This is a genomic window from Flavobacterium sp. DSR3-2, from assembly GCF_049896525.1.
Classification (GTDB): domain Bacteria; phylum Bacteroidota; class Bacteroidia; order Flavobacteriales; family Flavobacteriaceae; genus Flavobacterium.
Window position 1 is genome coordinate 298,880 of sequence record NZ_JAFCUM010000002.1, and the last position, 22,282, is coordinate 321,161.

Consider the following 22,282-nt stretch of genomic DNA (forward strand, 5'->3'; position numbering starts at 1 on the left):
AATATGCTGTATTATTTATTTGAATATTTAGACAAAACATTGGATGTACCGGGCACCGGTGTATTTCAGTATATCACTTTTAGATCAGCATTAGCATTTTTGCTGTCTTTGCTTTTGTCAACCATTTATGGGAAAAGAATCATCCGTTTTTTGCAAAGACAACAAGTGGGAGAAACTGTTCGTGAACTTGGTTTAGCAGGTCAAAACGAAAAAGCGGGAACACCAACGATGGGTGGATTAATCATCATATTTGCCACTTTGGTTCCAGTTGTTCTTTTTGCAAAATTGCATAACATATATATTGTTTTGTTGATTGTTACCACACTTTGGATGGGGACAATTGGATTTATTGATGATTATATTAAAATTTTCAAAAAAGATAAAGAAGGCTTAAAAGGAGTTTTTAAAGTTGTTGGGCAAGTTGGTTTGGGTTTAATTGTAGGGATTGTTCTTTATTTTCACGCAGGTGTGACGGTTCGTACGGATACTTCTACGTCAGATATTTTTAGAATGCCAACAGAAACTGTGATTTTGCCGGCGCCAGTAGAAGAAAAATCTACGGCAACGACAATTCCTTTCTTCAAAAACAATGAATTTGATTATGCGGAATTACTGGCTTGGACAGGTGAAGGATATGAAAAATGGGCTTGGTTGATTTTTATCCCGGTGGTGATTTTTATCATTACCGCAGTTTCTAACGGAGCTAATCTCACCGATGGTATTGACGGCTTGGCTGCGGGAACATCAGCTATTTCAGTGCTGGCCCTAGGAATATTTACATTCGTTTCGGGGAATATTATTTTCTCGAATTATCTGAATATTATGTACATCCCTAATTCAGGTGAGATGACGGTTTTTATAGCTGCCTTTGTGGGATCATTGATAGGATTTCTTTGGTATAACTCGTATCCGGCATCGGTATTTATGGGCGATACAGGGAGTTTAACTATAGGCGGAATTATTGCGGTTCTTGCAATAGCGGTTCGTAAAGAAATGCTGATTCCATTATTGTGCGGAATTTTTCTGGTCGAAAATTTCTCAGTAGTGCTTCAGGTAAGTTATTTTAAGTATACAAAGAAACGCTTTGGCGAAGGCCGAAGAATATTTCTAATGTCGCCTTTACATCATCATTATCAGAAAAAAGGATATCACGAAAGTAAAATTGTCACCCGTTTTTGGATTGTTGCTATCATGCTGGCCATATTGTCAATTGTCACTTTAAAATTGAGATAACATGAGACTAGTAATTTTAGGAGGAGGAGAAAGCGGTGTTGGAACTGCGATTTTGGGTAAGAAAAAAGGATATGAAGTTTTTGTGTCTGATTTTGGAAAAATAAAAGAAAATTACAAAGAGGTTCTTATTATAAATGGAATAGCTTGGGAAGAGGAGAAGCATACGGAAGATTTGATTCTGAATGCAGATGTAGTTATGAAAAGTCCCGGAATTCCGGATAAATCTCCAATAGTGAAAATGCTTTTGAAAAAAGGAATTTCAGTAATTTCAGAAATTGAATTTGCTGCACCTTTTACTGATGCAACAATTATAGGAATTACCGGCAGTAATGGAAAAACAACTACGACCATGCTCACGCATCATTTGCTGAAATCAGCAGGATTAAATGTTGGACTGGGAGGAAATATAGGTAAGAGTTTTGCCTGGCAAATTGCTGATAATAAATACGATTCCTATGTACTGGAGTTGAGTAGTTTTCAACTGGACGGAGTAGTAAATTTTAAACCGCACATCGCCATTATTACAAACATCAGTCCAGATCATTTAGATCGATACGATTATAAATATGAAAATTATATTGATTCAAAATTTAGAATTACGATGAATCAAACTGAGGACGATTACCTCATATATGACGGGGATGATGAAGCCATAGACAATTGGTTCAAAACGCACACAACAAAAGCAAAATTAATTCCTTTTTCACTGACTAAAACTTTCAGCGAAGGGGCTTATTTAAAAAATAATAAAATGGAAATAAAGATCAATCAAGAAGAGTTTACAATGGACACAGAACACATTGCTTTAGAAGGAAAACATAATATGAAAAACGCAATGGCAGCAACCTCTGTGGCAAAATTAATGCAAATACGAAAGGCTACAATTCGAGAGAGTCTTTCTAATTTTCAAGGAGTAGAACACCGTCTTGAGAAAGTTTTGAAAATACAGAACGTTCAATACATTAACGATTCAAAAGCAACGAATGTAAATGCTACTTTTTTTGCTTTAGACAGTATGAATACGCCTACAGTTTGGATTGTTGGTGGTGTTGATAAAGGAAATGATTACAATGAATTAATGTCATTAGTTCGTGAGAAGGTAAAAGCTATTATTTGCCTTGGAGTAGATAACAAGAAAATTATCGATGTTTTTGGGAATGTGGTCGATATGATGATTGAAGTAGATAATATGAATGATGCAGTGCGAATGGCACAACGATTATCAGAAAAAGGCGATACCGTTTTATTATCACCAGCTTGCGCCAGTTTCGATTTATTTGAAAACTACGAAGACAGAGGACAGCAGTTCAAACAGGCCGTTAAGAATTTATAGAAATGTTTAAGGTTTAAATCGCAAGGTTGAAAAACTTTAAATTTTAAACATAAAAACTTTAAACAAATAAAAAATGAAACAACTAATAAACAATTTAAAAGGAGATAAAGGGATTTGGTCATTTGTGGCCTTATTGGCCTTGTTTTCGTTTATGCCTGTTTTTAGTGCGAGCAGTAATTTGGCCTACATTGGTCAGGGAAATGGGAATACATTAGGTTATTTGGTTAAGCATATCATGCATATTGGTATTGGTTTTACTATAATTTTTATGGTGCACAAAATACCGTATCATTATTTTAAGGCTGTTTCTAAAGGAGCACTGTATGTCGTTTGGGTATTATTGGCATACACATTAGTAAAGGGAACAGTAATTGCCGGTGCTAACGCGAGTCGATGGATTCAGGTGCCATTTATTGGGGTTACGTTTCAAACTTCAACATTGGCGGCAATGGTTTTGTTTATATTTGTTGCCCGCTATCTGTCTAAAACACGAGAAGTTCCTATTGATTTTAAGTCTTCAGTTTGGGAGCTTTGGGTTCCGGTTTTCATTACGTTACTATTTATTTTACCGGCTAACTTTTCTACAACGGCATTGATTTTTTCGATGGTATTAATGCTGGTTTTTATTGGTAAATATCCATTGCGTTACATAGGAATTGTAATCGGATCAGGAATAATATTTCTTGCTTTTTTTATCCTTACCGCTAAGGCTTTTCCCGATGCTTTTCCTAACCGTGTGGATACTTGGATCAGTCGTATTGATAATTTTACCAGTGATAAACCTGATGAGGATGATTATCAAATAGAGAAAGCGAAAATTGCCATAGCTTCAGGTAAAATATATGGATTAGGACCTGGAAAAAGTGTTCAAAAGAACTTTCTGCCACAATCATCTTCCGATTTTATTTTTGCGATAATTGTTGAAGAATATGGCCTCATAGGAGGTTTAGGAGTTCTAGCACTGTATTTATTGCTGCTGTTTCGATTTGTGATTGCTTCGCATAAAGCCAAATCTCTTTTTGGAAAATTAGTAGTGGTCGGGTTGGGTTTTCCCATGATATTCCAAGCAATGGTAAACATGGCTGTTGCGGTAGAGTTATTGCCAGTAACTGGGCAAACGTTACCATTGATAAGTAGCGGAGGAAGTTCTATCTGGATGACCTGTTTTGCACTTGGGATTATTATCAGTGTGACCAAAAAGGAAGAAGAAATTGCGCAGGAATTAAAAGATGCTGCAAAAAGGGAAGAAGCCCTTCAAAAATTAATTGACAGGGAATTAGATGAGGAAGGTGCTATAGCCGGAGGATATTCTATTGAAGATAAAGCTACAAATCCAATGCAGGCAGTATTAAATAAATAATTTATTTGTAAAATAGTTTAAAAAAATACAACTCAGTAACTTAAAAAGAAATGAAACAGTATCGATTCATATTAAGCGGTGGCGGAACGGGAGGACATATCTATCCTGCAATTGCTATTGCAAATGAATTAAAATCTCGATTTCCAGATGCAGAATTTCTTTTTGTTGGTGCCAAAGATAAAATGGAAATGCAAAAAGTTCCTCAGGCTGGTTACAAAATCATTGGACTTTGGATTGCAGGATTGCAAAGAAGAGTAACCCTTGATAATGCGCTTTTCCCTGTTAAACTTCTTTCGAGTTTATTGCAATCCAGAACAATAATTAAGAATTTCAAACCAGATGTGGTTATTGGTACGGGAGGATTTGCAAGTGGTCCTTTATTGCAGGTAGCCGAGATTGCAGGAATTCCTACCGTTATTCAAGAACAAAATTCATATCCTGGAATTACAAATAAATTGTTGAGCAAGAATGCAAATAAAATTTGTGTTGCTTATGAAAATTTAGAACGTTTTTTTCCAAAGCAGAAAATGATTTTGACCGGAAATCCAGTACGTCAGGATTTAATTGCTATTGACGGTAAAAGAGAAGAGGCGCTACGTTATTTTAATTTAGATCCTAATAAAAAAACACTTTTGGTTTTAGGAGGAAGTTTGGGTTCGAGAAGAGTAAATCAATTAATTGCGAAAGAGATTTTAACTTTTGCTGCTCATAATGTACAAGTAATTTGGCAATGCGGTAAACTGTATTTTGAAGATTACAAGCGTTTTGAAGAGAATGAAAATATTCAAATTCACTTTTTCATTGACAAGATGGATTTAGCGTACGCCGCTTCGGATGTTATTATTTCTCGTGCTGGAGCGTCTTCAGTTTCGGAATTATGTATTGTGGGTAAACCGGTAATTTTCATTCCATCTCCCAATGTGGCTGAAGATCATCAAACTAAAAATGCTCAGGCTGTTGTTGATAAAAAAGGAGCTATTTTACTTAAAGAATCGGAGCTTGATTCGCAATTTGGTTCGGTATTTGAATCCCTGCTGAACGATCAGGAAAAGCAAAATCAATTGGGAGCACATATAAAACTGTTGGCTTTGCCCGAAGCAACAAAACAAATTGTTGATGAAATAGTAAAGTTGATTAAATGAATATGAAAGATGTTTTTGTTGGTTTAATCAGTTTGCTAATTGGCGTTTTAATTATTAGTTATGAATATAAAAAGAGAAGAAAAAAAAAGATTATAGAGTAAAAAGTTATCATAGTCCGAGAGGTTATATCGCTGGCTGTATGTCAATATTATTTGGACTATACTTAATCTTTCAATCATTAAATTTATAAATCTTTCAATAATAGAGAAATGAACCTGAATCAAATACATAACGTCTATTTTATAGGAATCGGAGGCATCGGAATGAGTAATCTTGCGCGTTATTTCAAGAATTTGGGTAAGCAAGTTTCGGGATATGATAAAACGCCTTCCGTTCTTACTAATGAATTGATGAAAAGCGGGATTAAAATTCATTTTGAAGATAATATTGATTTGATTCCAAAGGATTTTTACATTGAAAATACTTTGGTTATTATCACGCCTGCAGTTCCAATCACGCATTCAGAATGGAATTATTTTTTGGAAAGAGATTATGAAGTAAAAAAGAGATCCGAAGTTTTAGGGTTAATTACCAAAGACACTTTTTGTTTCGCGGTAGCCGGAACACATGGTAAAACAACAACATCTGGAATTTTAGGGCATATTTTGCACGAAAGTGGCGCTGATGTCACAGCCTTTATTGGTGGAATAGTCGAAAATTATAATTCTAATTTGATAGGAAGCGGAACGACAGTAACTGTTGTTGAAGCAGATGAATTTGATCGTTCATTCCTGCATTTGCATCCTAATATTGCCTGTATTACCTCAATGGATGCAGATCATTTAGATATTTATGGAACTAGCGAGGCTATAGAAGAATCTTTTATAGAATTTGCTTCAAAAATTGAAGATAAAAGCAAGCTTTTTATAACTAAAGAATTACCGTTAGAAGGTGTTATTTGCGCGGTAAATGAAGAGGCAGTTTATAAAGCATTTAATGTCAGAATAGGAAACGGCAGTTATGTTTTTGATGTGCAGACTCCGTCTGAAACAATCAAGGATTTGCATTTTGGATTGCCAGGAAAACATAATTTAATGAATGCGCTAATGGCTATTGCAATGGCAAATTTATTCGGCACGCCAACCGATGCAATTGCAAAAGCCATAGCATCATTTAAAGGAATAAAAAGAAGATTTTCGTACCAGATTAAAACGGATGCTAAAGTTTATATAGATGATTATGCACACCATCCTACGGAGATAAATGCAGTGTATCAAGCGGTGAGGGAATTGTATCCAAACCAAAAAGTTTTGGCAGTTTTTCAACCACATTTATTCAGTAGAACAAGAGATTTTGCCGATGATTTCGCTAAAAGTTTATCTGCTTTTGATGAGGTTGTTTTATTAGATATTTATCCGGCTCGCGAACAACCTATGGAAGGAATTACCTCACAATGGTTGATGGATAAAATGACAAATAATAACAAGAAAATTGTTGCTAAAAATAATGTGATTTCTGCAATTTTAGAAAGTACAGCAACCATTATTGTGACTATTGGAGCGGGAGATATTGGAGAATTGGTTCCGTCAATTAAAAAAGCGATAAATGAAACTCTTTAATTGGACAAATATTCGATTATTACTAATGATCGTGTTGGTTATTTTCCTATTTTCATTTACGTCAAAACGAAATGGAAGTAGGAAATTGAAAAAATCCGTCATTGTTTTTGTAGGAGATAGCGCTCCTTTTGTGAAACAAGAAACGGTTAATAAATTGTTAATAGAAAATAACAAAGAAGTATCCAGCATTCAAAAAGATAATTTAGATTTGAATAAACTGGAAGGAGCTATCGATGCGCAGGAAATGATTGAAAAATCAGATGTATTTGTGAGTATTGATGGCATACTGAAGGCGGTGATAAAACAAAAAACTCCTGTTGCTAGAGTTTTTGCCGATGGCGGTTCTTTTTATATTGATTATAAGGGAAATAGAATGCCGTTGTCAGCTAATTTTACAGCGAGAGTTCCACTTGTCTCAGGAGGAATAAATAATAAAAATAACGAAGATTTAGCCGACTTATTTCGCGTAATTTATGATGATTCATTTTTGAAAAAAAACATCATCGGAATTGAAATTATGCCTAACGGAAGCTTAAAAATGCATAACAGGAATTTTGATTATCAAATAGATTTTGGTAAATTGATAAATGTGGAGCGTAAATTTAAAAATTACAAAGCTTTTTTTCAAAAAGCAGTTTTAGATAGTTCGTTATATAAATATAAAAAAATTGACCTCCGATTTACGGATCAAGTAGTTTGCACTAAATAATAGATAATGGAAAAAGAGAATATTGCAGTAGGTCTAGATATTGGGACGACTAAAATTGTTGCCATGATAGGCAAGAAGAATGAATATGGCAAACTAGAAATTTTGGGTGTTGGAAAATCTAAAAGTTTAGGTGTGGCTAGAGGTGTCGTAAATAACATCACACAAACCATACAGTCAATACAGCAAGCAATTCAAGAGGCAGAGAATAATTCAGGCTTTAAAATAAAAGATGTTGTAGTGGGAATCGCGGGGCAACACATCCGCAGTATTCAACATACTGATTACATCAGTAGACACAATCCCGAAGAAGTTATTGGCGGGAATGATATTCAGCTTTTGATTGATCAAGTCAATAAATTGGCAATGTTACCTGGTGAAGAAATAATACACGTATTGCCTCAGGAATTTAAAATTGACGGACAATCTGAAATAAAAGAGCCTATAGGAATGTATGGCGGGAGATTAGAGTCCAGTTTTCATGTTGTTGTCGGACAGGCTTCTTCGATTCGAAATGTAGGCAGATGTATTCAAAGTTCTGGAATTGAATTGTCAGGTTTGACATTAGAGCCTTTAGCTTCTGCTGATGCCGTTTTAAGTCAGGAAGAAAAAGAAGCAGGAGTTGCATTAATTGATATCGGTGGTGGAACAACTGATTTGGCTATTTTCAAAGATGGTATTATTCGTCATACAGCAGTAATTCCTTTTGGAGGAAATGTGATTACGGATGATATCAAAGAAGGTTGTTCAATAATTGAAAAGCAAGCTGAATTGCTGAAAGTTAAATTTGGCTCAGCTTGGCCGGGAGAAAATAAAGACAACGAAATTGTTTCTATTCCGGGATTGAGAGGCAGAGAGCCAAAAGAGATTTCATTAAAAAATCTTTCTAAAATAATTCATGCCCGTGTTGTGGAGATTGTCGATCAAGTTTTTACCGAAGTAAAAGCATACGGTCACGAGGATCCACGTAAAAAACTAATTGCAGGAATTGTACTTACTGGCGGTGGCGCACAATTGAAACACATCAAACAGTTAGTGGAATATATCACAGGAATGGATACTAGAATTGGATATCCAAACGAACATCTGGCCGGAAATTCAGATGAAGAAATTTCAAGTCCTTTGTATGCAACTGCAGTAGGATTAGTGATGAAAAGCATTGAGAATAAAACACAAAGCGCCGTGAGATTGGATATCGTGGAACAGCCTAAAATCCCTGTTTACAGACAGGCAGTTGTTCAGGTTCCCGTGTATGACGCTCCGCAAACGGTAAAGGAAGAAGATCAAAATGCGAGTGAAAAACAAAATTCTACCGTAAACAGAATACAGCGAAATTTCTTTGATCGTTATGTCGACAAGATAAAAGACTTTTTAGATAATGCAGAATGAGGGAGCAGCCCCGAAAAATATAAGGATTAATATAACAATTTCAAAAACCAAATAAAATGATGAGCGACTCAGAATTTGGAAGTATTTCATTTGATTTACCAAAGAACCAATCAAATGTGATAAAAGTTATAGGAGTAGGTGGAGGTGGAAGTAATGCCATAAATCACATGTTCAAGCAGGGAATTAAAGGGGTGGATTTTATCGTATGTAATACGGATTCTCAAGCTTTGCAGAGCAGTTCTGTGCCTAATAAAATTCAGTTGGGAGTACATTTGACGGAAGGACTTGGTGCAGGAGCAAACCCTGATGTAGGACAGCAATCTGCTATTGAAAGTATTTCCGAGATTGAAAAAATGTTGGACCGCAATACTAAAATGGTTTTCATTACTGCCGGTATGGGTGGTGGAACTGGAACTGGTGCAGCACCTGTAATTGCACAATTGGCTAAAGAAAGAGATATTCTTACGGTTGGAATTGTGACATTGCCTTTCCTTTTTGAAGGGAAAGTCCGTCAGGAACAAGCCTTGATTGGTATCGAAAAATTACGCAAGCAAGTTGATTCATTAATCGTTATCAACAACAATAAATTAAGAGAAGTATACGGAAATCTTGGTTTCAAAGCCGGGTTTTCAAAAGCAGATGAAGTTTTGGCGACAGCCTCAAGAGGAATTGCTGAAGTAATTACGCATCACTATACTCAAAATATCGATTTACGAGATGCTAAAACAGTATTGTATAATAGTGGGACGGCTATCATGGGGTCTTCTATTTCATCAGGTGAAAATAGAGCCAAAGAAGCTATTGTTGCAGCCTTGGATTCTCCGTTGTTGAATGATAATAAAATTACAGGTGCCAAAAACGTATTGTTGCTTATCGTTTCTGGAACTAATGAAATCACGATTGACGAAATTGGAGAAATCAATGATCATATTCAAATTGAAGCAGGTCATAATGCTAATATTATCATGGGAGTTGGTGAAGATGAATCTCTAGGAGACTCAATTGCAGTAACTATCATTGCTACAGGTTTTGATATTGAACAACAAAATGGAATCGTCAATACGGAACCAAAAAAAATAATTCACACACTTGAGGATGAACAAAGAAGTGTACACAATTTAAGTAACAAAACGGTTGCTGGATTTGATTTCAATATGGAATCTTCACCGGTTTCTAACGCAAATGACAGAATTGTCTTTGATTTAGTCGAAGATACAGTTGTTGTGCCGGAACCTGTTGTTACTGCGCCAACAATCAATAATGATGAATTAATCGTTATGTCTGAATTTATTAAAAATTTAGATATTACTTTCGAAATCGTTTCTCCAATTACAGATATTGATTTTACTTTTTCATCTCCTGTAGCGGAAGTAAAAGCGGTACAGCCAAAAATAGTTGAAAGACAAGAGCAAACGACGTTCTCGTTTGATTTGCCGCTTTTTAAAACAGAGCCGGTAGCGCAAGTTGAGGAAAACAAAGTGATGTTTGAACTAACAAATGAAACGTGTGAAATTAAAGTAAATGAAGCAGTTCAGTTTGTTCCCGTAACCGAATTGTCAGAAAACGGAATTATAAAATATTCTTTGGAAGAATACATGGAAGCGGAGCCTGATTTCATAACTAAGCCAGTTGCAAAAGCACCAGAATTTGTTGTTCCGGCTGAGTTAAATATTACAATGAAACATGTAGAGCGATTTGACAATACGACGGTTGATTTTGAAGATATTTCTGCTACTGAAATGACAATCGAAGAATCGTTGCGAATGAGAGCTGATGAAAGAAGAAAAAAGTTAAAAGAATTCAATTATAAGTTTCATAATAATGTTTCTAAAATTGATGAGTATGAAAAAGAACCTGCGTACAAAAGATTAGGAATTGACATCTCAAACAATCAATTGAATACTACAAATTCAAGAATATCTGTTGGAACAGACAGCAATAACGATTTGCAGTTGCGTTCAAACAACTCATATTTACACGATAACGTAGATTAATTAACTCAAATCAAAATGAGGTAGCCCGAAAATTAAATTCAATTTTCGGGTTATTTTTTGTAGTTGCGGGCAGTTTCCAATAACTATTGGTATGAGCAAGCAAACAGTTGTTGTAAATGCGAGTAAAATTCTTTAAATTTGTCGGGCCTTAATCCAGCTGTCCTTACAAGCTTTTTCTCGAAAATGCTTTTTTCAAAGTCCTTAAAAGAGCTTCCTTTGGTCGCTTTTTAAGTCCAAGAAAAAATACATTTTCTCCTAAAAAGGCTTTTCACTAGCATCTGGGGCATTCAAAAAAATAATCAGTTTGCAGTATTCAATTTTAGATTGAATACCAAATTTAAAATTAAATAGTAGTATGAGTTTATCAGAACAAATTATGGACGAAATTAAAACCGCCATGAGAGCCAAAGATACAGTTGCACTTGAAGCTTTGAGAGCTATCAAATCTGAAATATTATTAGCACAAACAGCAACAGGATCAAAAGAAGAAATTACAGAAGATGATGAGGTTAAATTGCTTCAAAGATTAGTAAAAACCCGTAAGGAAAGCGCTAGAATTTTTACAGAGCAAAACCGAATGGATTTAGTTGAACCAGAATTGGCTCAAATTGCAGTAATTGAGAAATTCTTGCCAACACAATTAACTGAGGCTGAAGTAGAAGCTGTGATTGCAAAAATCATCGGCGAAACAGGTGCGTCAGGAATTGCATCAATGGGAAAAGTAATGGGTTTAGCAGCAGCACAATTAGGAGGAACTGCAGAAGGAAAAACTATTTCTACTATTGTAAAAAAATTGCTAACATAAATTAAATTTTTAGATTATTTGATATTTAAATTTTTCCAATATTCTAAAAATCTAAAAATTTTAAAATGGCTGCGTAGTTCAACTGGATAGAATATCAGATTTCGACTCTGAGGGTTGCAGGTTCGAACCCTGTCGCGGTCACAAAGGCAGAAACAAATGCTTCAAAAAAATTCAAGTAAACTTGGTTGTTTTGAAGCATTTTCTTTTTATAAAGGTTACGAAATATGACAATTCAACTTTTTATTTCCCTTTTATTTGGGGTGTTATTCCTTTTGGTAATTATTTTCGGAATTTTGGAGCCTATTTATTTGTTGCTGTTCAATAAACCGTTTTATATTCATTGGTATCCTTTTTCCCAGAAATTGAAATCAAACCAACGCCAAATTTTAGTAAATTATTTTCCGTTTTATTCTAGGCTTTCCCCAAAAAGAAAAATTTATTTTGAACATCGGGTAAATGTTTTTATTGCGAACTATCAATTTATTGGTAAAGAGATTTTCATTACTGAAGACATGCAAATTTTGATTGCCGGAACGTATGTGATGTTAACTTTTGGAATGAGAAATTATCTAATCCGTTTGTTCGACAAAATAATTATTTATCCTTCCAGTTATTTGTCTACTGTGAATCAAGTGTATCATAAAGGAGAGTTCAATCCTAAAATGAAAGCAATCGTTTTTTCATGGGAAGATTTTTTACTGGGACATGCGACTTCAAATGATAATATTAATCTGGGTTTACATGAGTTTTCGCATGTGTTGCATTTCCATTGTTTAAAAAGTAATGATCCAAGCGCCATTGTATTTTTTGATGAATTTAATGAAGTTATAAAATATTACAACGATCCAGTTTTAAATAACGAGTTGACTAAAAAAAAGTATTTTAGGTTGTATGCTTATGAAAATCAATTTGAATTTTTATCGGTAATTTTGGAACATTTCTTTGAGACGCCCCACGTTTTTAAAAGTTCCCATCCTGAATTGTATGCACATGTTGCTAAAATGATTAATTTCAAAGAGGAGTAGTTGAAATAAAAAATGGCGCTTCAAGCGCCATTTTTTTAGAAGTTTGTGAGCTTCTTTAAATCGTGTATCGTTTGAGTTGGATTTTCTGCTTTAAAAATAAAACTTCCTGCTACCAGAACATCTGCACCGGCTTCTACCAATTGTTTTGCATTTTTGTTGGTTACGCCACCATCAACTTCAATAAGTGTTCTGGCCCCTTTTGTGGTGATTAAAGCTTTTAGCTTTTCAATTTTAAAATAGGTGTTTTCTATAAAAGATTGTCCTCCAAAACCGGGATTCACACTCATGATGCATACTAAATCGATGTCATTGATTACATCTTCCAGTAAGTCAATATTAGTGTGTGGATTGATGGCAACACCAGCTTTCATTCCTTCGGCTTTGATGGCTTGTAGCGTTCTATGAAGGTGCGTGCAAGCTTCATAATGTACGCTTAGAATATTAGCGCCTAACGCGGCAAAAGTTTTAATGTATCGGTCTGGATCTACAATCATCAAGTGAACGTCAATTGTTTTTTTTGCATGGCGATTAATGGCTTCCAGAACTGGCATTCCATAAGAAATGTTTGGAACAAAAACACCATCCATGATATCAATATGAAACCAATCGGCTTCGCTGTTATTAATCATTTCGATGTCGCGTTGCAGATTACCAAAGTCGGCAGCAAGCACTGATGGTGCAATAAGTGTATTCTTCATTGTGTTTTTGTTATGAAAAGATGCACTGCAGTGAATCTTTTCAGTTTGTGTTGTTAGTGCAAAAGTAGTTTTTTTGCAGCAATTGGAGTAAATTTTTTATAGATTCAATTAGCGAATTATCCTGCGATTTGCGTAAAGGATAGAGGCGGTATCCTCGAAGTGTAACGGAGAGATAAAGCCGAAAGCCTGACCCGAAGTTTTTACGGAGGGGTACGCCATATTAGTGAAAAGTGAAAAGTGAAAAGTGAAAAGTGAAAAGTGAAAAGTGAAAAGAGAATTCCGATTATAAAATTAAAATTCAGGACTCGAGACTGAAAGTCGAACAGTGAGTGGCTAAACCCGAGAGAGAAGCTCATACTAACCGGAGTTATGCTGAAAAAAATAAAACTCCGGTAATCAGCCGGAGTTTCAATCATCAATCAAAAAACGAACAGTTAATCAGACCGTCGTTACTTATTAATCAAAAGCCGAAAGTCAACTATCATACAGTTGTTGGACGATATGATTTTTGACTTTATGGCACTTGACTGTATTATCCTAAATACGTTTTTAGTATTTTGCTTCTAGAAGTGTGTTTCAATCTACGGATTGCTTTTTCTTTGATTTGACGAACACGCTCACGAGTTAAGTCAAAAGTTTCTCCAATTTCTTCCAATGTCATTGGGTGTTGGTCGCCAAGACCAAAGTACAAACGAACTACATCAGCTTCTCTTGGTGTCAATGTTTCCAAAGAACGCTCGATTTCGGTGCGTAATGATTCGTGAATTAATTCTCTGTCTGGATTTGGAGATTCACCTGAACGTAAAACGTCATAAAGATTAGAATCTTCGCCTTCTACAAGAGGCGCATCCATTGATAAGTGACGACCAGAGTTTTTCATGCTCTCTTTTACGTCATTTACGGTCATGTCCAATTCTTTTGCAATTTCCTCAGCAGATGGTGGACGCTCGTTAGATTGTTCTAATAAAGCGTACATTTTGTTGATTTTATTGATAGAACCAATTTTGTTCAAAGGCAAACGAACGATACGGGATTGTTCAGCTAATGCTTGTAATATAGATTGACGAATCCACCAAACTGCATACGAGATGAACTTGAAACCACGTGTTTCATCAAAACGTTGGGCTGCTTTTATCAATCCTAAATTTCCTTCGTTAATCAAATCGGGAAGTGTTAATCCTTGATTTTGATATTGTTTTGCTACCGAAACCACGAAACGTAAATTGGCTTTTGTCAATTTCTCTAATGCTTTCTGGTCACCGGCTTTAATCTTCTGTGCTAATTCTACCTCTTCGTCAGCGGTAATAAGGTCAACTTTACCAATTTCTTGTAAATACTTGTCTAATGAAGCAGTTTCACGATTGGTTACCTGCTTGGTGATTTTTAGTTGTCTCATGTTTTTTTGTCTCCTAAATTTTAAGTGTACAAATGATTATACGTAGGGAGTTGCAAAAAAGTTACAATAGTTTCTAAAATAAATTAAATAAAAACAAAAATCCCGTTTCAAATTCATGAAACGGGATTTCCTATAAATAAACCTTTAGTAAACTTAAGATCTGATTACTCTTTTCTTTCCTCACGTGGAGGTCTTGGCATAAGTGCTTTTCTTGACACTTTTTCTTTTCTAGTTTTTGGATCCAATCCTAAGTATTTCACTTCGAATACATCACCCATTTTTACCACATCAGAAACATTTTCAGTGCGTTCCCAAGCAAGTTCTGATACGTGTAATAAAACTTCATTTCCTGGAGCGGCAGCATATTCTACAACTGCACCAAAATCTAGCATTTTGATTACTTTCACTTCGTAAGCTTCTCCCATTTGTGGTTTGAAAGTGATTGACTTAATTTTAGCCAATACTGCTTCAATTCCGGCAGGATCCGTTCCTAAAATTTCAATAACTCCTTGCTCATCTACTTCGTTGATAACAATTGTAGTTCCAGTAGCTTTTTGTAATTCTTGAATTACTTTTCCACCAGGTCCAATCAAAGCACCAATAAAGTTACCAGGAATAGTTCTTGTAATAATTTTTGGAGCATACGTTTTAACATCTGCTTTTGGCTCAGCTAATGTTTCGATCAATTTTCCAAGGATATGCAAACGACCGTCACGAGCTTGCGCTAAAGCAGCTTCCATAATCTCATATTTCAATCCGTCAATTTTGATGTCCATTTGACAAGCTGTAATTCCTACAGAAGTACCAGTTACCTTAAAATCCATATCTCCTAAGTGATCTTCATCACCAAGAATATCAGACAATACAGCAAAACGTTCTCCATCAGTAATTAATCCCATTGCAATTCCAGAAACTGGACGAATCATTTGGATACCTGCATCCATAAGTGCTAATGTTCCAGCGCAAACGGTAGCCATAGAAGAAGAACCATTTGATTCTAAAACTTCAGATACAACACGAATGGTATACGGACAATCAGCAGGAATCATGTTTTTTAATGCTCGTTGAGCCAAGTTTCCGTGACCTACTTCTCTTCTTGAAGTTCCTCTCAAAGGACGTGCTTCCCCAGTTGAGAATGGAGGGAAGTTATAATGTAAGTAGAATTTTTCTTCACCTTGTTGTGATGGAGAGTCAATTTGGTTTGCTTCTCTAGAGGTTCCTAAAGTTGCTGTTGCCAATGCTTGTGTTTCTCCACGTGTAAACAATGCTGATCCGTGTACAGATGGTAAATAATCTACTTCACACCAGATTGGTCTGATTTCGGTAGTTTTTCTTCCATCTAAACGTGTTCCTAAATCTAGGGTTACGTTACGAACCGCTTCTTTATTAGTTTTGTAAAAATATTTAGAAACTAAATCACCATTTACGGCTAATTCTTCTTCAGTAAATAATGCTTTTACTTCTTCTTTTACTTCTGCAAATGAAGCAGTACGTTCTTGTTTTGAAGAACCTTTGCTTGCAATAGCATAAATTTTATCGTAAGATGCATCTTTTACTTTTGCATAAATAGTCTCATCTTCTCTTTCTTGTTCATAAGTACGAACTTCTTTTTTACCAAAAGCAGCTTGCAAACGTAGTTGAGCAGCAATTTGGTTTTTAATGTGTTCGTGTGCAAATTTAATTGCTTCTAACATTTCTGCTTCTGAAATTTCTTTCATTTCACCTTCTACCATTGCGATAGAATCCATGGAAGCTCCAATCATCATATCAATGTCAGATAATGCTAATTGTGCGCGACTTGGATTGATGATGAATTCACCATCAATTCTTCCAACTCTGGCTTCAGAGATTAATGTTTCAAAAGGAATGTCAGACAAAGCTAAAGCTGCAGAAGCGGCTAAACCTGCTAATGCATCTGGCATTACATCTTCGTCATGAGACATTAATTGAATCATCACTTGAACTTCGGCATGATAGTCATCCGGGAAAAGTGGACGCAATACACGGTCTACTAAACGCATTGTTAACACTTCGTTATCGCTTGGACGCGCTTCTCTTTTGAAGAAACCACCAGGGAAACGTCCTGCTGCAGCAAATTTTTCACGATAATCTACCGTAAGTGGTAAAAAGTCGATACCAGGACTTGCTTTTCGTGAAGATACAACTGTTCCTAAAATAACAGTTTTACCTATTCTTACTACTACAGATCCATCCGCTTGTTTGGCTAAACGACCTGTCTCGATTGTGATGTTTCTGCCATCACCTAAATCGATACTTTCTACAAATAATTGTGGAATCATAAATTTAATTTATTAGTTAAACATGGGTTCTAGTTGTGTTGTAGTTGTTGTTTTGCGTAGTTAATGCCTAAAACCCAATGAAAAACAAACTTTTTTTATTGATCTATACTAATTAATAAAGACTTTATGGTGAAGTCTTGATTCTAATCCCTTTTGTGTCAGGACTAAAATAGAATCATTAGACTTTAAATTGTAAAATAAAAAAAGAGGCACTTTCGCACCTCTTTTATATTGATTATTTTCTGATATTCAATACTTTGATAATTTCACGATATCTGTTGATTTCTGTCTTCTTTAAGTAATCCAATAAAGATCTTCTTTTACCTACTAGCAATACTAATGAACGCTCTGTATTATAATCATGACGATTTTTTTTCAAGTGCTCTGTTAAGTGGCTAATTCTGAAAGTGAACAAAGCAATTTGAGCTTCTGATTTTCCAGTATTTGTTTTTTCTCCGTGTTGAGCGAAGATTTCTTCTTTAATCTCTTTAGTTAAATACATTCCAATATTTGTTTAATGATTTTTATGTATGTCTTACAGCTATTGTAGGACGGGTGCAAAAGTAAAAAATAATTATGAATTATGAATTATGAATTATGAATTATTTTAAATCTTAATACAATTTCGCAATTTCCTCATTCACAAACTCTAAGAACTTTTCATCCTCTACAGTAAAAGGATCCAAGACATGGCTGTCAATATCAATTTGTCCTATGTTTTCTCCGTTTACAAAAAGAGGCACCACAATTTCTGATTTCACAGTAAAACTGCATGCTATATAATTGTCCTGTGCTGCTACGTCAGGGACTACAAAATTTTCGTTGGAGACGGCAACTTGTCCGCAAATTCCTTTTCCGAAAGGGATTACAGTGTGATCTGTTTCAGCCCCAACGTAAGGCCCTAAGTGCAATGTTTTAGACTCGTGATTTGCAAAATAAAATCCAACCCAATTATAATACTCTATGGAGTCACTTAACAATTGACAAATTGACAAAAGTTTTTTGTCTCTGGATTGCGTTGTATTTAATGTGATTTCGGTTACTTTTGGTTGTAATTCTTGAAATGTCATGTTTTTTATTTTTATTTATGCAAAAGTATTTAAAGTCAGTTTCAAAAATTACATAAATTTGTTAAAAGATAGATTTTGAAAAAATATTTTATTCTCTACAGACCGTTTTTGCTTTTTCTGGGCACGTTTTTTTTGACATATATAGCACTGACTTTTTTGTATCAGCAATATCTTAATAGTTTTGAGGAAAATAAAATAGATTCTATCACAAGAATGGTGAGTGAAAATACGGGACAAGTGCTGCAGCTTTTTACTGATGAATATTCAATAGAAGAAAGTGTGGAACAACCTTATATGAAGTTGTTTTATGAACAGAAATATGTTGCCCGAATTGTGGAAGGCTGTAATGCAATCAGCGTAATTATTTTATTCATTTCATTTGTGGTTGCTTTTTCAGGTAAACTACAAGCGACTTTACTTTTTATCTTTGGCGGAAGCCTGCTTATTTACGCACTGAATATTTTGAGAATTGCAGCTTTAAGTGCGCTTATTTTTTATTTTCCAAAACAAGAGCCATTTCTGCACGGAGTCTTTTTTCCTTTATATATTTATGGTGTAGTTTTTATTTTATGGTTAATTTGGGTTCGTAAATTTTCAAGATATGCTTCTTAAGATATTAAATAACAAACTAAGACTAATACAATTCCTTTTTTTGGTTGTACTGTTAGTGCTTATTCGTGCTTTTGAAAATCAGTTGTTTTATGATCCTTTTTTAGATTTCTTTAAAAAAGATTTTGCTAAATTAAGGTTGCCAAGTGTCAATTCAACCCAATTGTTCCTAGCATTATTATTTCGCTATACGTTAAATACTGCTATTTCATTGGGTGTTATTTATGTCATTTTCAAAGAAATAATGATGGTGAAATTTGCCTTTATTCTGTATTATTTCCTTTTTATGATTTTAATTGTTGCTTTTTTTTACATTATTTTCTTCACTCGTGAAAACCATACTTGGATTCTGTTTTATATCCGTCGGTTTTTGATTCAGCCTATTTTTTTATTATTGTTTGTCCCCGGATTTTATTATCAAAAACAAAATAGATAATCTTTTTTATCAGTTTTTAATATTGGTGTAAGTAATTGTTTATCATTACATTGTAAACATGAAAATAGTAAAACATTCTGGAGATATTGTCGAATTTAATTCGGATAAACTTAAAAAATCACTTTTAAAGTCTGGTGCCAATGCTCTGGAAGTAGACTCGATTTTGCATGCCATAAAAAAACAAATTTATGAGGGAATTGCTACTAAACAAATTTATAAAATGGCTTTTTCATTATTGAAGAAAACGGCCAATTCCCATGCGGCACGTTATAATTTGAGAGAAGCAATTCGGCTTTTAGGACCTGCCGGTTTCTTTTTCGAAAAATATATAGGACGGATTTTTTCTTCGGAAAATTATAAAACGATAACCAATTTGACTTTACAGGGAAAATGTCTTTCACATGAAATAAATGTTTTGGTCAAAAAAAATGAAACTATCGCCATGGTTGAATGTAAGTATCATGCAGGCAGAGAAGCTGCTTCAGATGTGAAAGTTCCGATGTATGTTTTATCCCGTTTTAATGACATTAAGGACAGAAATCATCCCATTTTTGATAGAAAAGACAATGTGTCCAAATGTTGGATTGTGACCAATAACCGGTTTACAGCAGATGCAATTACTTTTGCTAAATGTTCCGGATTGAGTTTGTTGAGTTGGAATTATCCTGAAGATAACAATTTGAAAACAAAGAATGACAATAATTCTCTTTATCCCGTAACCTGTTTGACGACCTTGTCCATTGCTGAAAAAGATAAATTATTGATCTTGGATGTTATTTTAGTAAAAGAAATTATAAATAATTCGGATTGTTTAAACAGAATAGGATTAAGTCCTAATCGGATAAAAAACGTGTTAAAAGAAGCGTCAGAATTGTGTAAGTATATTTAAAAGGAGTGATTACTGAGATTGTTAAATTTTAAATTTAAATCAAATGAAAGTTAAATTTATTGGTGGAGCGGGCACTGTGACCGGTTCTAAAACATTAATCGAAAGCAATGGAATTCGGATTTTGATTGATTGTGGATTATTCCAAGGATTAAAACCTTTGCGGGATCTCAATTGGGATCCGCTACCAGTTTTGCCTTCCACAATAGATTTTGTATTGCTGACACATGGGCATTTAGATCATTGCGGCTGGTTGCCCAGATTAGTCAAGCAAGGATTTTCTGGGAAAATATATTGTACCAGTCCCACAAAAGATATTACTAAACTAATTCTTTTAGATAGCGCTAAAATTCAGGAAGAAGAAGCTAAAAATGCGAATGAAGGAAACTATTCTAAGCATGAAATTGCTGAGGCACTGTATACGGTAGAACAAGCCGAAAAAGTTTTCCCGCTATTTAGAGTAATCAAAACCAATGAGCCAATACCTTTGGATGCGCAAATTGAAGCAGTGTATACTAATGCGGGACATATTCTGGGTGCTTGCAGTATCGCATTAACGCTTGAAAATAAAACATTAGTTTTTTCCGGAGATATTGGTAGGGACGATGATGTGTTGATGTATCCGCCAACGAAACCTAAAAAAGCTGATTATGTTTTTCTCGAAAGTACCTATGGTGATCGAATTCATCCTAAAACGGATACTAAATTAGAATTGGAAATGTACATCAATAACGCGGTTGACAAAGGCGGAACGATTATTATTCCGAGTTTTGCTGTAGAGCGTGCCCAAACGATCATGTACTTGTTGTGGCAACTCAGGGAAGAAGATAGAATTCCTAATATTCCGTATATCATTGATACTCCAATGGGAATTAATGCGCTAAATATTTTTTCTAATAACCAAAAATGGCATAAATTGTCGTCAGAAGAATGTGCCGAAATGAGTAAAATGTTCTCATTAGTTTCGGACTATCAGGAAACCATGGAGGTTATCTATGATGAACAACCTAAAGTAGTAATTGCTGCCAGCGGAATGCTCACGGGAGGAAGAGTATTGAGTTATTTAGAGCAGTATATCATTTTGCCACAAACTAGTGTAATTATTGTAGGGTATCAAGCCGAAGGAACACGCGGAAGAAAATTGCTGGAAGGGGCGAAAAAAATTAAAATTCATGGACAATATTATCCGGTAAAGGCAAAAATTTTAGAAATACAGGGCTTGTCAGCACATGGTGATCAAAATGATTTACTCAACTGGTTATCAGAATTAGAAAATAAACCAACCAAAATATTCTTAGTTCATGGTGAAAATGAGCCGCTGGATGAACTCCGTATAAAAGTTCATGAAAAATATGGTTTTGATTGTAAAGTTCCTTTAATAGGCCAAGAGTTTGAGTTGTGATTAGTTTTGCGTAAGTGATTTCCGTTTCTAGCGCCAAGTAGCTTAGTGGAGAAAAATACAATTTTTTGGAGGATTTTTATAAAAGAGCCTAAACTATGTATTTCTAAATAGAAGTGTGGTATTCAACCGTTAATAAAACTTTAAAATAAAGCAATAAATTGTTCTTAAGATATATTATCCGTACTTTCACGCACAAATAATTTTAGCATAAAACACCGTAGAATGAACGATTTTGATTGGAAGAATTTAATTGACCCACTTTTTTATATTCATTTTGATGTTAATGGGATTAAACTGGGAATCTATATAGTTTTATTTATCGTATTTGCTGAAACAGGTCTCTTTGCGGGTTTCTTTTTACCTGGAGATAGTCTTTTGTTTTTGGCAGGAATTTACAGCCGAGAATTAATAGAAAACATTCTATTTATTGATAATGATTTTATAAATGTTGTGCTTTTATCAACGCTTGTGGCGTTATCGGGAATTTTAGGAAATATTGTAGGTTACTGGTTTGGATCAAAAAGCGGATACTATTTGTACAATAAGGAAGATAGTTTTTGGTTTAAGAAAAAATATTTGGTTCAATCAAAAGACTTTTTTGAAAAATACGGAGGGAAAGCAATCATTTTTGCCCGTTTTCTTCCAATATTAAGAACCTTTGCACCTATCGTAGCTGGAATTGTATCCATGGACAAACAAAAATTCATGTTTTATAATGTCTTAAGTTCATTTATTTGGTCTTTTACCTTAATTTTTGCCGGACATTATTTATATGGTTTTTTACTTGAAAATTATCAGATTGATTTGAAAAAGCATATTGAATTAATTGTATTGATTTTAGTTGGAATTACTGTTTTACCTGTAATTTATAAGTTCAGCAGAAAACCAAAAAATCAAGAATAAACAAATTACAAGTCATAAAAAAACCGTCCCAATTTT

Annotated in this window: 20 protein-coding genes and 1 tRNA gene; 16 read left to right on the forward strand and 5 right to left on the reverse strand. The window is 34.6% G+C overall.

The window, feature by feature from the left end; genetic code table 11:
* Window positions 1–3 precede the first annotated feature (3 nt).
* From mraY to ACP7AV_RS04900, 11 genes are all read left to right on the forward strand, one after another.
* Window positions 4–1,233 (forward strand): phospho-N-acetylmuramoyl-pentapeptide-transferase, encoded by a 1,230-nt coding sequence (mraY, locus tag ACP7AV_RS04850; RefSeq protein WP_426090986.1) that lies wholly within the window; start codon window positions 4–6, stop codon window positions 1,231–1,233.
* Window position 1,234: 1 nt separating this feature from the next.
* Window positions 1,235–2,566 (forward strand): UDP-N-acetylmuramoyl-L-alanine--D-glutamate ligase, encoded by a 1,332-nt coding sequence (gene murD, locus ACP7AV_RS04855; protein WP_426090987.1) that lies wholly within the window; start codon window positions 1,235–1,237, stop codon window positions 2,564–2,566.
* 73 nt (window positions 2,567–2,639) lie between these two features.
* Window positions 2,640–3,926 carry an FtsW/RodA/SpoVE family cell cycle protein gene (locus ACP7AV_RS04860; protein WP_426090988.1) on the forward strand — a complete coding sequence of 429 codons (1,287 nt, stop codon included), beginning with the start codon at window positions 2,640–2,642 and terminating at the stop codon, window positions 3,924–3,926.
* 50 nt (window positions 3,927–3,976) lie between these two features.
* A complete protein-coding gene (gene murG / locus ACP7AV_RS04865) occupies window positions 3,977–5,068 on the forward strand; it encodes an undecaprenyldiphospho-muramoylpentapeptide beta-N-acetylglucosaminyltransferase (protein WP_426090989.1) in 1,092 nt (363 codons plus the stop codon).
* Between the two features lie 209 nt (window positions 5,069–5,277).
* Window positions 5,278–6,627, forward strand: coding sequence for a UDP-N-acetylmuramate--L-alanine ligase (gene murC, locus ACP7AV_RS04870; RefSeq protein WP_426090990.1), 1,350 nt, complete (start codon window positions 5,278–5,280; stop codon window positions 6,625–6,627).
* The gene (locus ACP7AV_RS04875) at window positions 6,614–7,336 is read left to right on the forward strand and encodes a cell division protein FtsQ/DivIB (RefSeq protein WP_426090991.1); all 723 of its coding nucleotides are present in this window, start codon (window positions 6,614–6,616) and stop codon (window positions 7,334–7,336) included. The genes murC and ACP7AV_RS04875 overlap by 14 nt, the downstream gene beginning before the upstream one ends.
* 6 nt (window positions 7,337–7,342) lie before the next feature.
* On the forward strand, window positions 7,343–8,722 hold the full coding sequence (ftsA, locus tag ACP7AV_RS04880) for a cell division protein FtsA (RefSeq protein ID WP_426090992.1): 1,380 nt from the start codon (window positions 7,343–7,345) through the stop codon (window positions 8,720–8,722).
* Window positions 8,723–8,778: 56 nt separating this feature from the next.
* Window positions 8,779–10,716: a cell division protein FtsZ gene (ftsZ, locus tag ACP7AV_RS04885; protein ID WP_426090993.1), complete on the forward strand. Its 1,938-nt coding sequence runs from the start codon at window positions 8,779–8,781 to the stop codon at window positions 10,714–10,716.
* 355 nt (window positions 10,717–11,071) lie between these two features.
* Complete coding sequence (locus ACP7AV_RS04890) at window positions 11,072–11,521, forward strand: GatB/YqeY domain-containing protein (protein WP_426090994.1); 450 nt, start codon at window positions 11,072–11,074, stop codon at window positions 11,519–11,521.
* 67 nt (window positions 11,522–11,588) lie between these two features.
* Window positions 11,589–11,662, forward strand: a tRNA-Arg gene (locus ACP7AV_RS04895).
* An 83-nt stretch (window positions 11,663–11,745) separates the two neighbouring features.
* Window positions 11,746–12,546 (forward strand): zinc-dependent peptidase, encoded by an 801-nt coding sequence (locus ACP7AV_RS04900; RefSeq protein ID WP_426090995.1) that lies wholly within the window; start codon window positions 11,746–11,748, stop codon window positions 12,544–12,546.
* 35 nt (window positions 12,547–12,581) lie between these two features.
* Here ACP7AV_RS04900 and rpe read toward each other — a convergent pair whose 3' ends face one another.
* From rpe to ACP7AV_RS04925, 5 genes are all read right to left on the reverse strand, one after another.
* A complete protein-coding gene (gene rpe / locus ACP7AV_RS04905; protein ID WP_426090996.1) occupies window positions 12,582–13,244 on the reverse strand; it encodes a ribulose-phosphate 3-epimerase in 663 nt (220 codons plus the stop codon).
* A gap of 532 nt (window positions 13,245–13,776) precedes the next feature.
* The gene (locus ACP7AV_RS04910; protein WP_007137700.1) at window positions 13,777–14,640 is read right to left on the reverse strand and encodes a sigma-70 family RNA polymerase sigma factor; all 864 of its coding nucleotides are present in this window, start codon (window positions 14,638–14,640) and stop codon (window positions 13,777–13,779) included.
* 164 nt (window positions 14,641–14,804) lie between these two features.
* Window positions 14,805–16,940, reverse strand: a complete 2,136-nt coding sequence (locus ACP7AV_RS04915) for a polyribonucleotide nucleotidyltransferase (protein ID WP_426064164.1) — start codon at window positions 16,938–16,940, stop codon at window positions 14,805–14,807.
* Between the two features lie 235 nt (window positions 16,941–17,175).
* Entirely contained in the window at window positions 17,176–17,442 is a 267-nt protein-coding gene (rpsO, locus tag ACP7AV_RS04920; RefSeq protein WP_091202563.1) for a 30S ribosomal protein S15, read from the reverse strand.
* 112 nt (window positions 17,443–17,554) lie between these two features.
* On the reverse strand, window positions 17,555–18,010 hold the full coding sequence (locus tag ACP7AV_RS04925) for a GAF domain-containing protein (RefSeq protein WP_426090997.1): 456 nt from the start codon (window positions 18,008–18,010) through the stop codon (window positions 17,555–17,557).
* A gap of 75 nt (window positions 18,011–18,085) precedes the next feature.
* Between ACP7AV_RS04925 and xrtF the strand changes: the two genes are divergently transcribed.
* The 5 genes from xrtF to ACP7AV_RS04950 all read left to right on the forward strand — a co-directional run bounded on the left by xrtF (window position 18,086) and on the right by ACP7AV_RS04950 (window position 22,246).
* Entirely contained in the window at window positions 18,086–18,622 is a 537-nt protein-coding gene (xrtF, locus tag ACP7AV_RS04930; RefSeq protein WP_426090998.1) for an exosortase family protein XrtF, read from the forward strand.
* Window positions 18,612–19,055, forward strand: coding sequence for an exosortase F system-associated membrane protein (locus ACP7AV_RS04935; RefSeq protein ID WP_426064161.1), 444 nt, complete (start codon window positions 18,612–18,614; stop codon window positions 19,053–19,055). Before xrtF ends, ACP7AV_RS04935 begins: the two co-directional genes overlap by 11 nt.
* Window positions 19,056–19,113: 58 nt before the next feature.
* A complete protein-coding gene (locus ACP7AV_RS04940; RefSeq protein WP_426090999.1) occupies window positions 19,114–19,944 on the forward strand; it encodes a restriction endonuclease in 831 nt (276 codons plus the stop codon).
* A gap of 43 nt (window positions 19,945–19,987) precedes the next feature.
* A complete protein-coding gene (locus ACP7AV_RS04945) occupies window positions 19,988–21,343 on the forward strand; it encodes an MBL fold metallo-hydrolase RNA specificity domain-containing protein (protein WP_426091000.1) in 1,356 nt (451 codons plus the stop codon).
* Window positions 21,344–21,565: 222 nt separating this feature from the next.
* Window positions 21,566–22,246 carry a DedA family protein gene (locus ACP7AV_RS04950; RefSeq protein WP_426064158.1) on the forward strand — a complete coding sequence of 227 codons (681 nt, stop codon included), beginning with the start codon at window positions 21,566–21,568 and terminating at the stop codon, window positions 22,244–22,246.
* The last annotated feature ends 36 nt before the right edge of the window (window positions 22,247–22,282 follow it).

Excerpts from the sequence above, each read along its gene's own strand:
- ACP7AV_RS04935 (WP_426064161.1), top strand. The coding sequence starts at position 18,612 with ATGCTTCTTAAGATATTAAATAACAAACTAAGACTAATACAATTCCTT.
- ACP7AV_RS04860 (WP_426090988.1), top strand. The coding sequence starts at position 2,640 with ATGAAACAACTAATAAACAATTTAAAAGGAGATAAAGGGATTTGGTCA.
- ACP7AV_RS04925 (WP_426090997.1), bottom strand. The coding sequence starts at position 18,010 with ATGACATTTCAAGAATTACAACCAAAAGTAACCGAAATCACATTAAAT.
- rpe (WP_426090996.1), bottom strand. The coding sequence starts at position 13,244 with ATGAAGAATACACTTATTGCACCATCAGTGCTTGCTGCCGACTTTGGT.
- ACP7AV_RS04875 (WP_426090991.1), top strand. The coding sequence starts at position 6,614 with ATGAAACTCTTTAATTGGACAAATATTCGATTATTACTAATGATCGTG.
- murG (WP_426090989.1), top strand. The coding sequence starts at position 3,977 with ATGAAACAGTATCGATTCATATTAAGCGGTGGCGGAACGGGAGGACAT.
- ACP7AV_RS04900 (WP_426090995.1), top strand. The coding sequence starts at position 11,746 with ATGACAATTCAACTTTTTATTTCCCTTTTATTTGGGGTGTTATTCCTT.
- ACP7AV_RS04940 (WP_426090999.1), top strand. The coding sequence starts at position 19,114 with ATGAAAATAGTAAAACATTCTGGAGATATTGTCGAATTTAATTCGGAT.
- ACP7AV_RS04890 (WP_426090994.1), top strand. The coding sequence starts at position 11,072 with ATGAGTTTATCAGAACAAATTATGGACGAAATTAAAACCGCCATGAGA.
- murC (WP_426090990.1), top strand. The coding sequence starts at position 5,278 with ATGAACCTGAATCAAATACATAACGTCTATTTTATAGGAATCGGAGGC.
- ACP7AV_RS04915 (WP_426064164.1), bottom strand. The coding sequence starts at position 16,940 with ATGATTCCACAATTATTTGTAGAAAGTATCGATTTAGGTGATGGCAGA.
- mraY (WP_426090986.1), top strand. The coding sequence starts at position 4 with ATGCTGTATTATTTATTTGAATATTTAGACAAAACATTGGATGTACCG.
- ACP7AV_RS04945 (WP_426091000.1), top strand. The coding sequence starts at position 19,988 with ATGAAAGTTAAATTTATTGGTGGAGCGGGCACTGTGACCGGTTCTAAA.
- ACP7AV_RS04910 (WP_007137700.1), bottom strand. The coding sequence starts at position 14,640 with ATGAGACAACTAAAAATCACCAAGCAGGTAACCAATCGTGAAACTGCT.
- rpsO (WP_091202563.1), bottom strand. The coding sequence starts at position 17,442 with ATGTATTTAACTAAAGAGATTAAAGAAGAAATCTTCGCTCAACACGGA.
- murD (WP_426090987.1), top strand. The coding sequence starts at position 1,235 with ATGAGACTAGTAATTTTAGGAGGAGGAGAAAGCGGTGTTGGAACTGCG.
- ACP7AV_RS04950 (WP_426064158.1), top strand. The coding sequence starts at position 21,566 with ATGAACGATTTTGATTGGAAGAATTTAATTGACCCACTTTTTTATATT.
- ftsZ (WP_426090993.1), top strand. The coding sequence starts at position 8,779 with ATGATGAGCGACTCAGAATTTGGAAGTATTTCATTTGATTTACCAAAG.
- ftsA (WP_426090992.1), top strand. The coding sequence starts at position 7,343 with ATGGAAAAAGAGAATATTGCAGTAGGTCTAGATATTGGGACGACTAAA.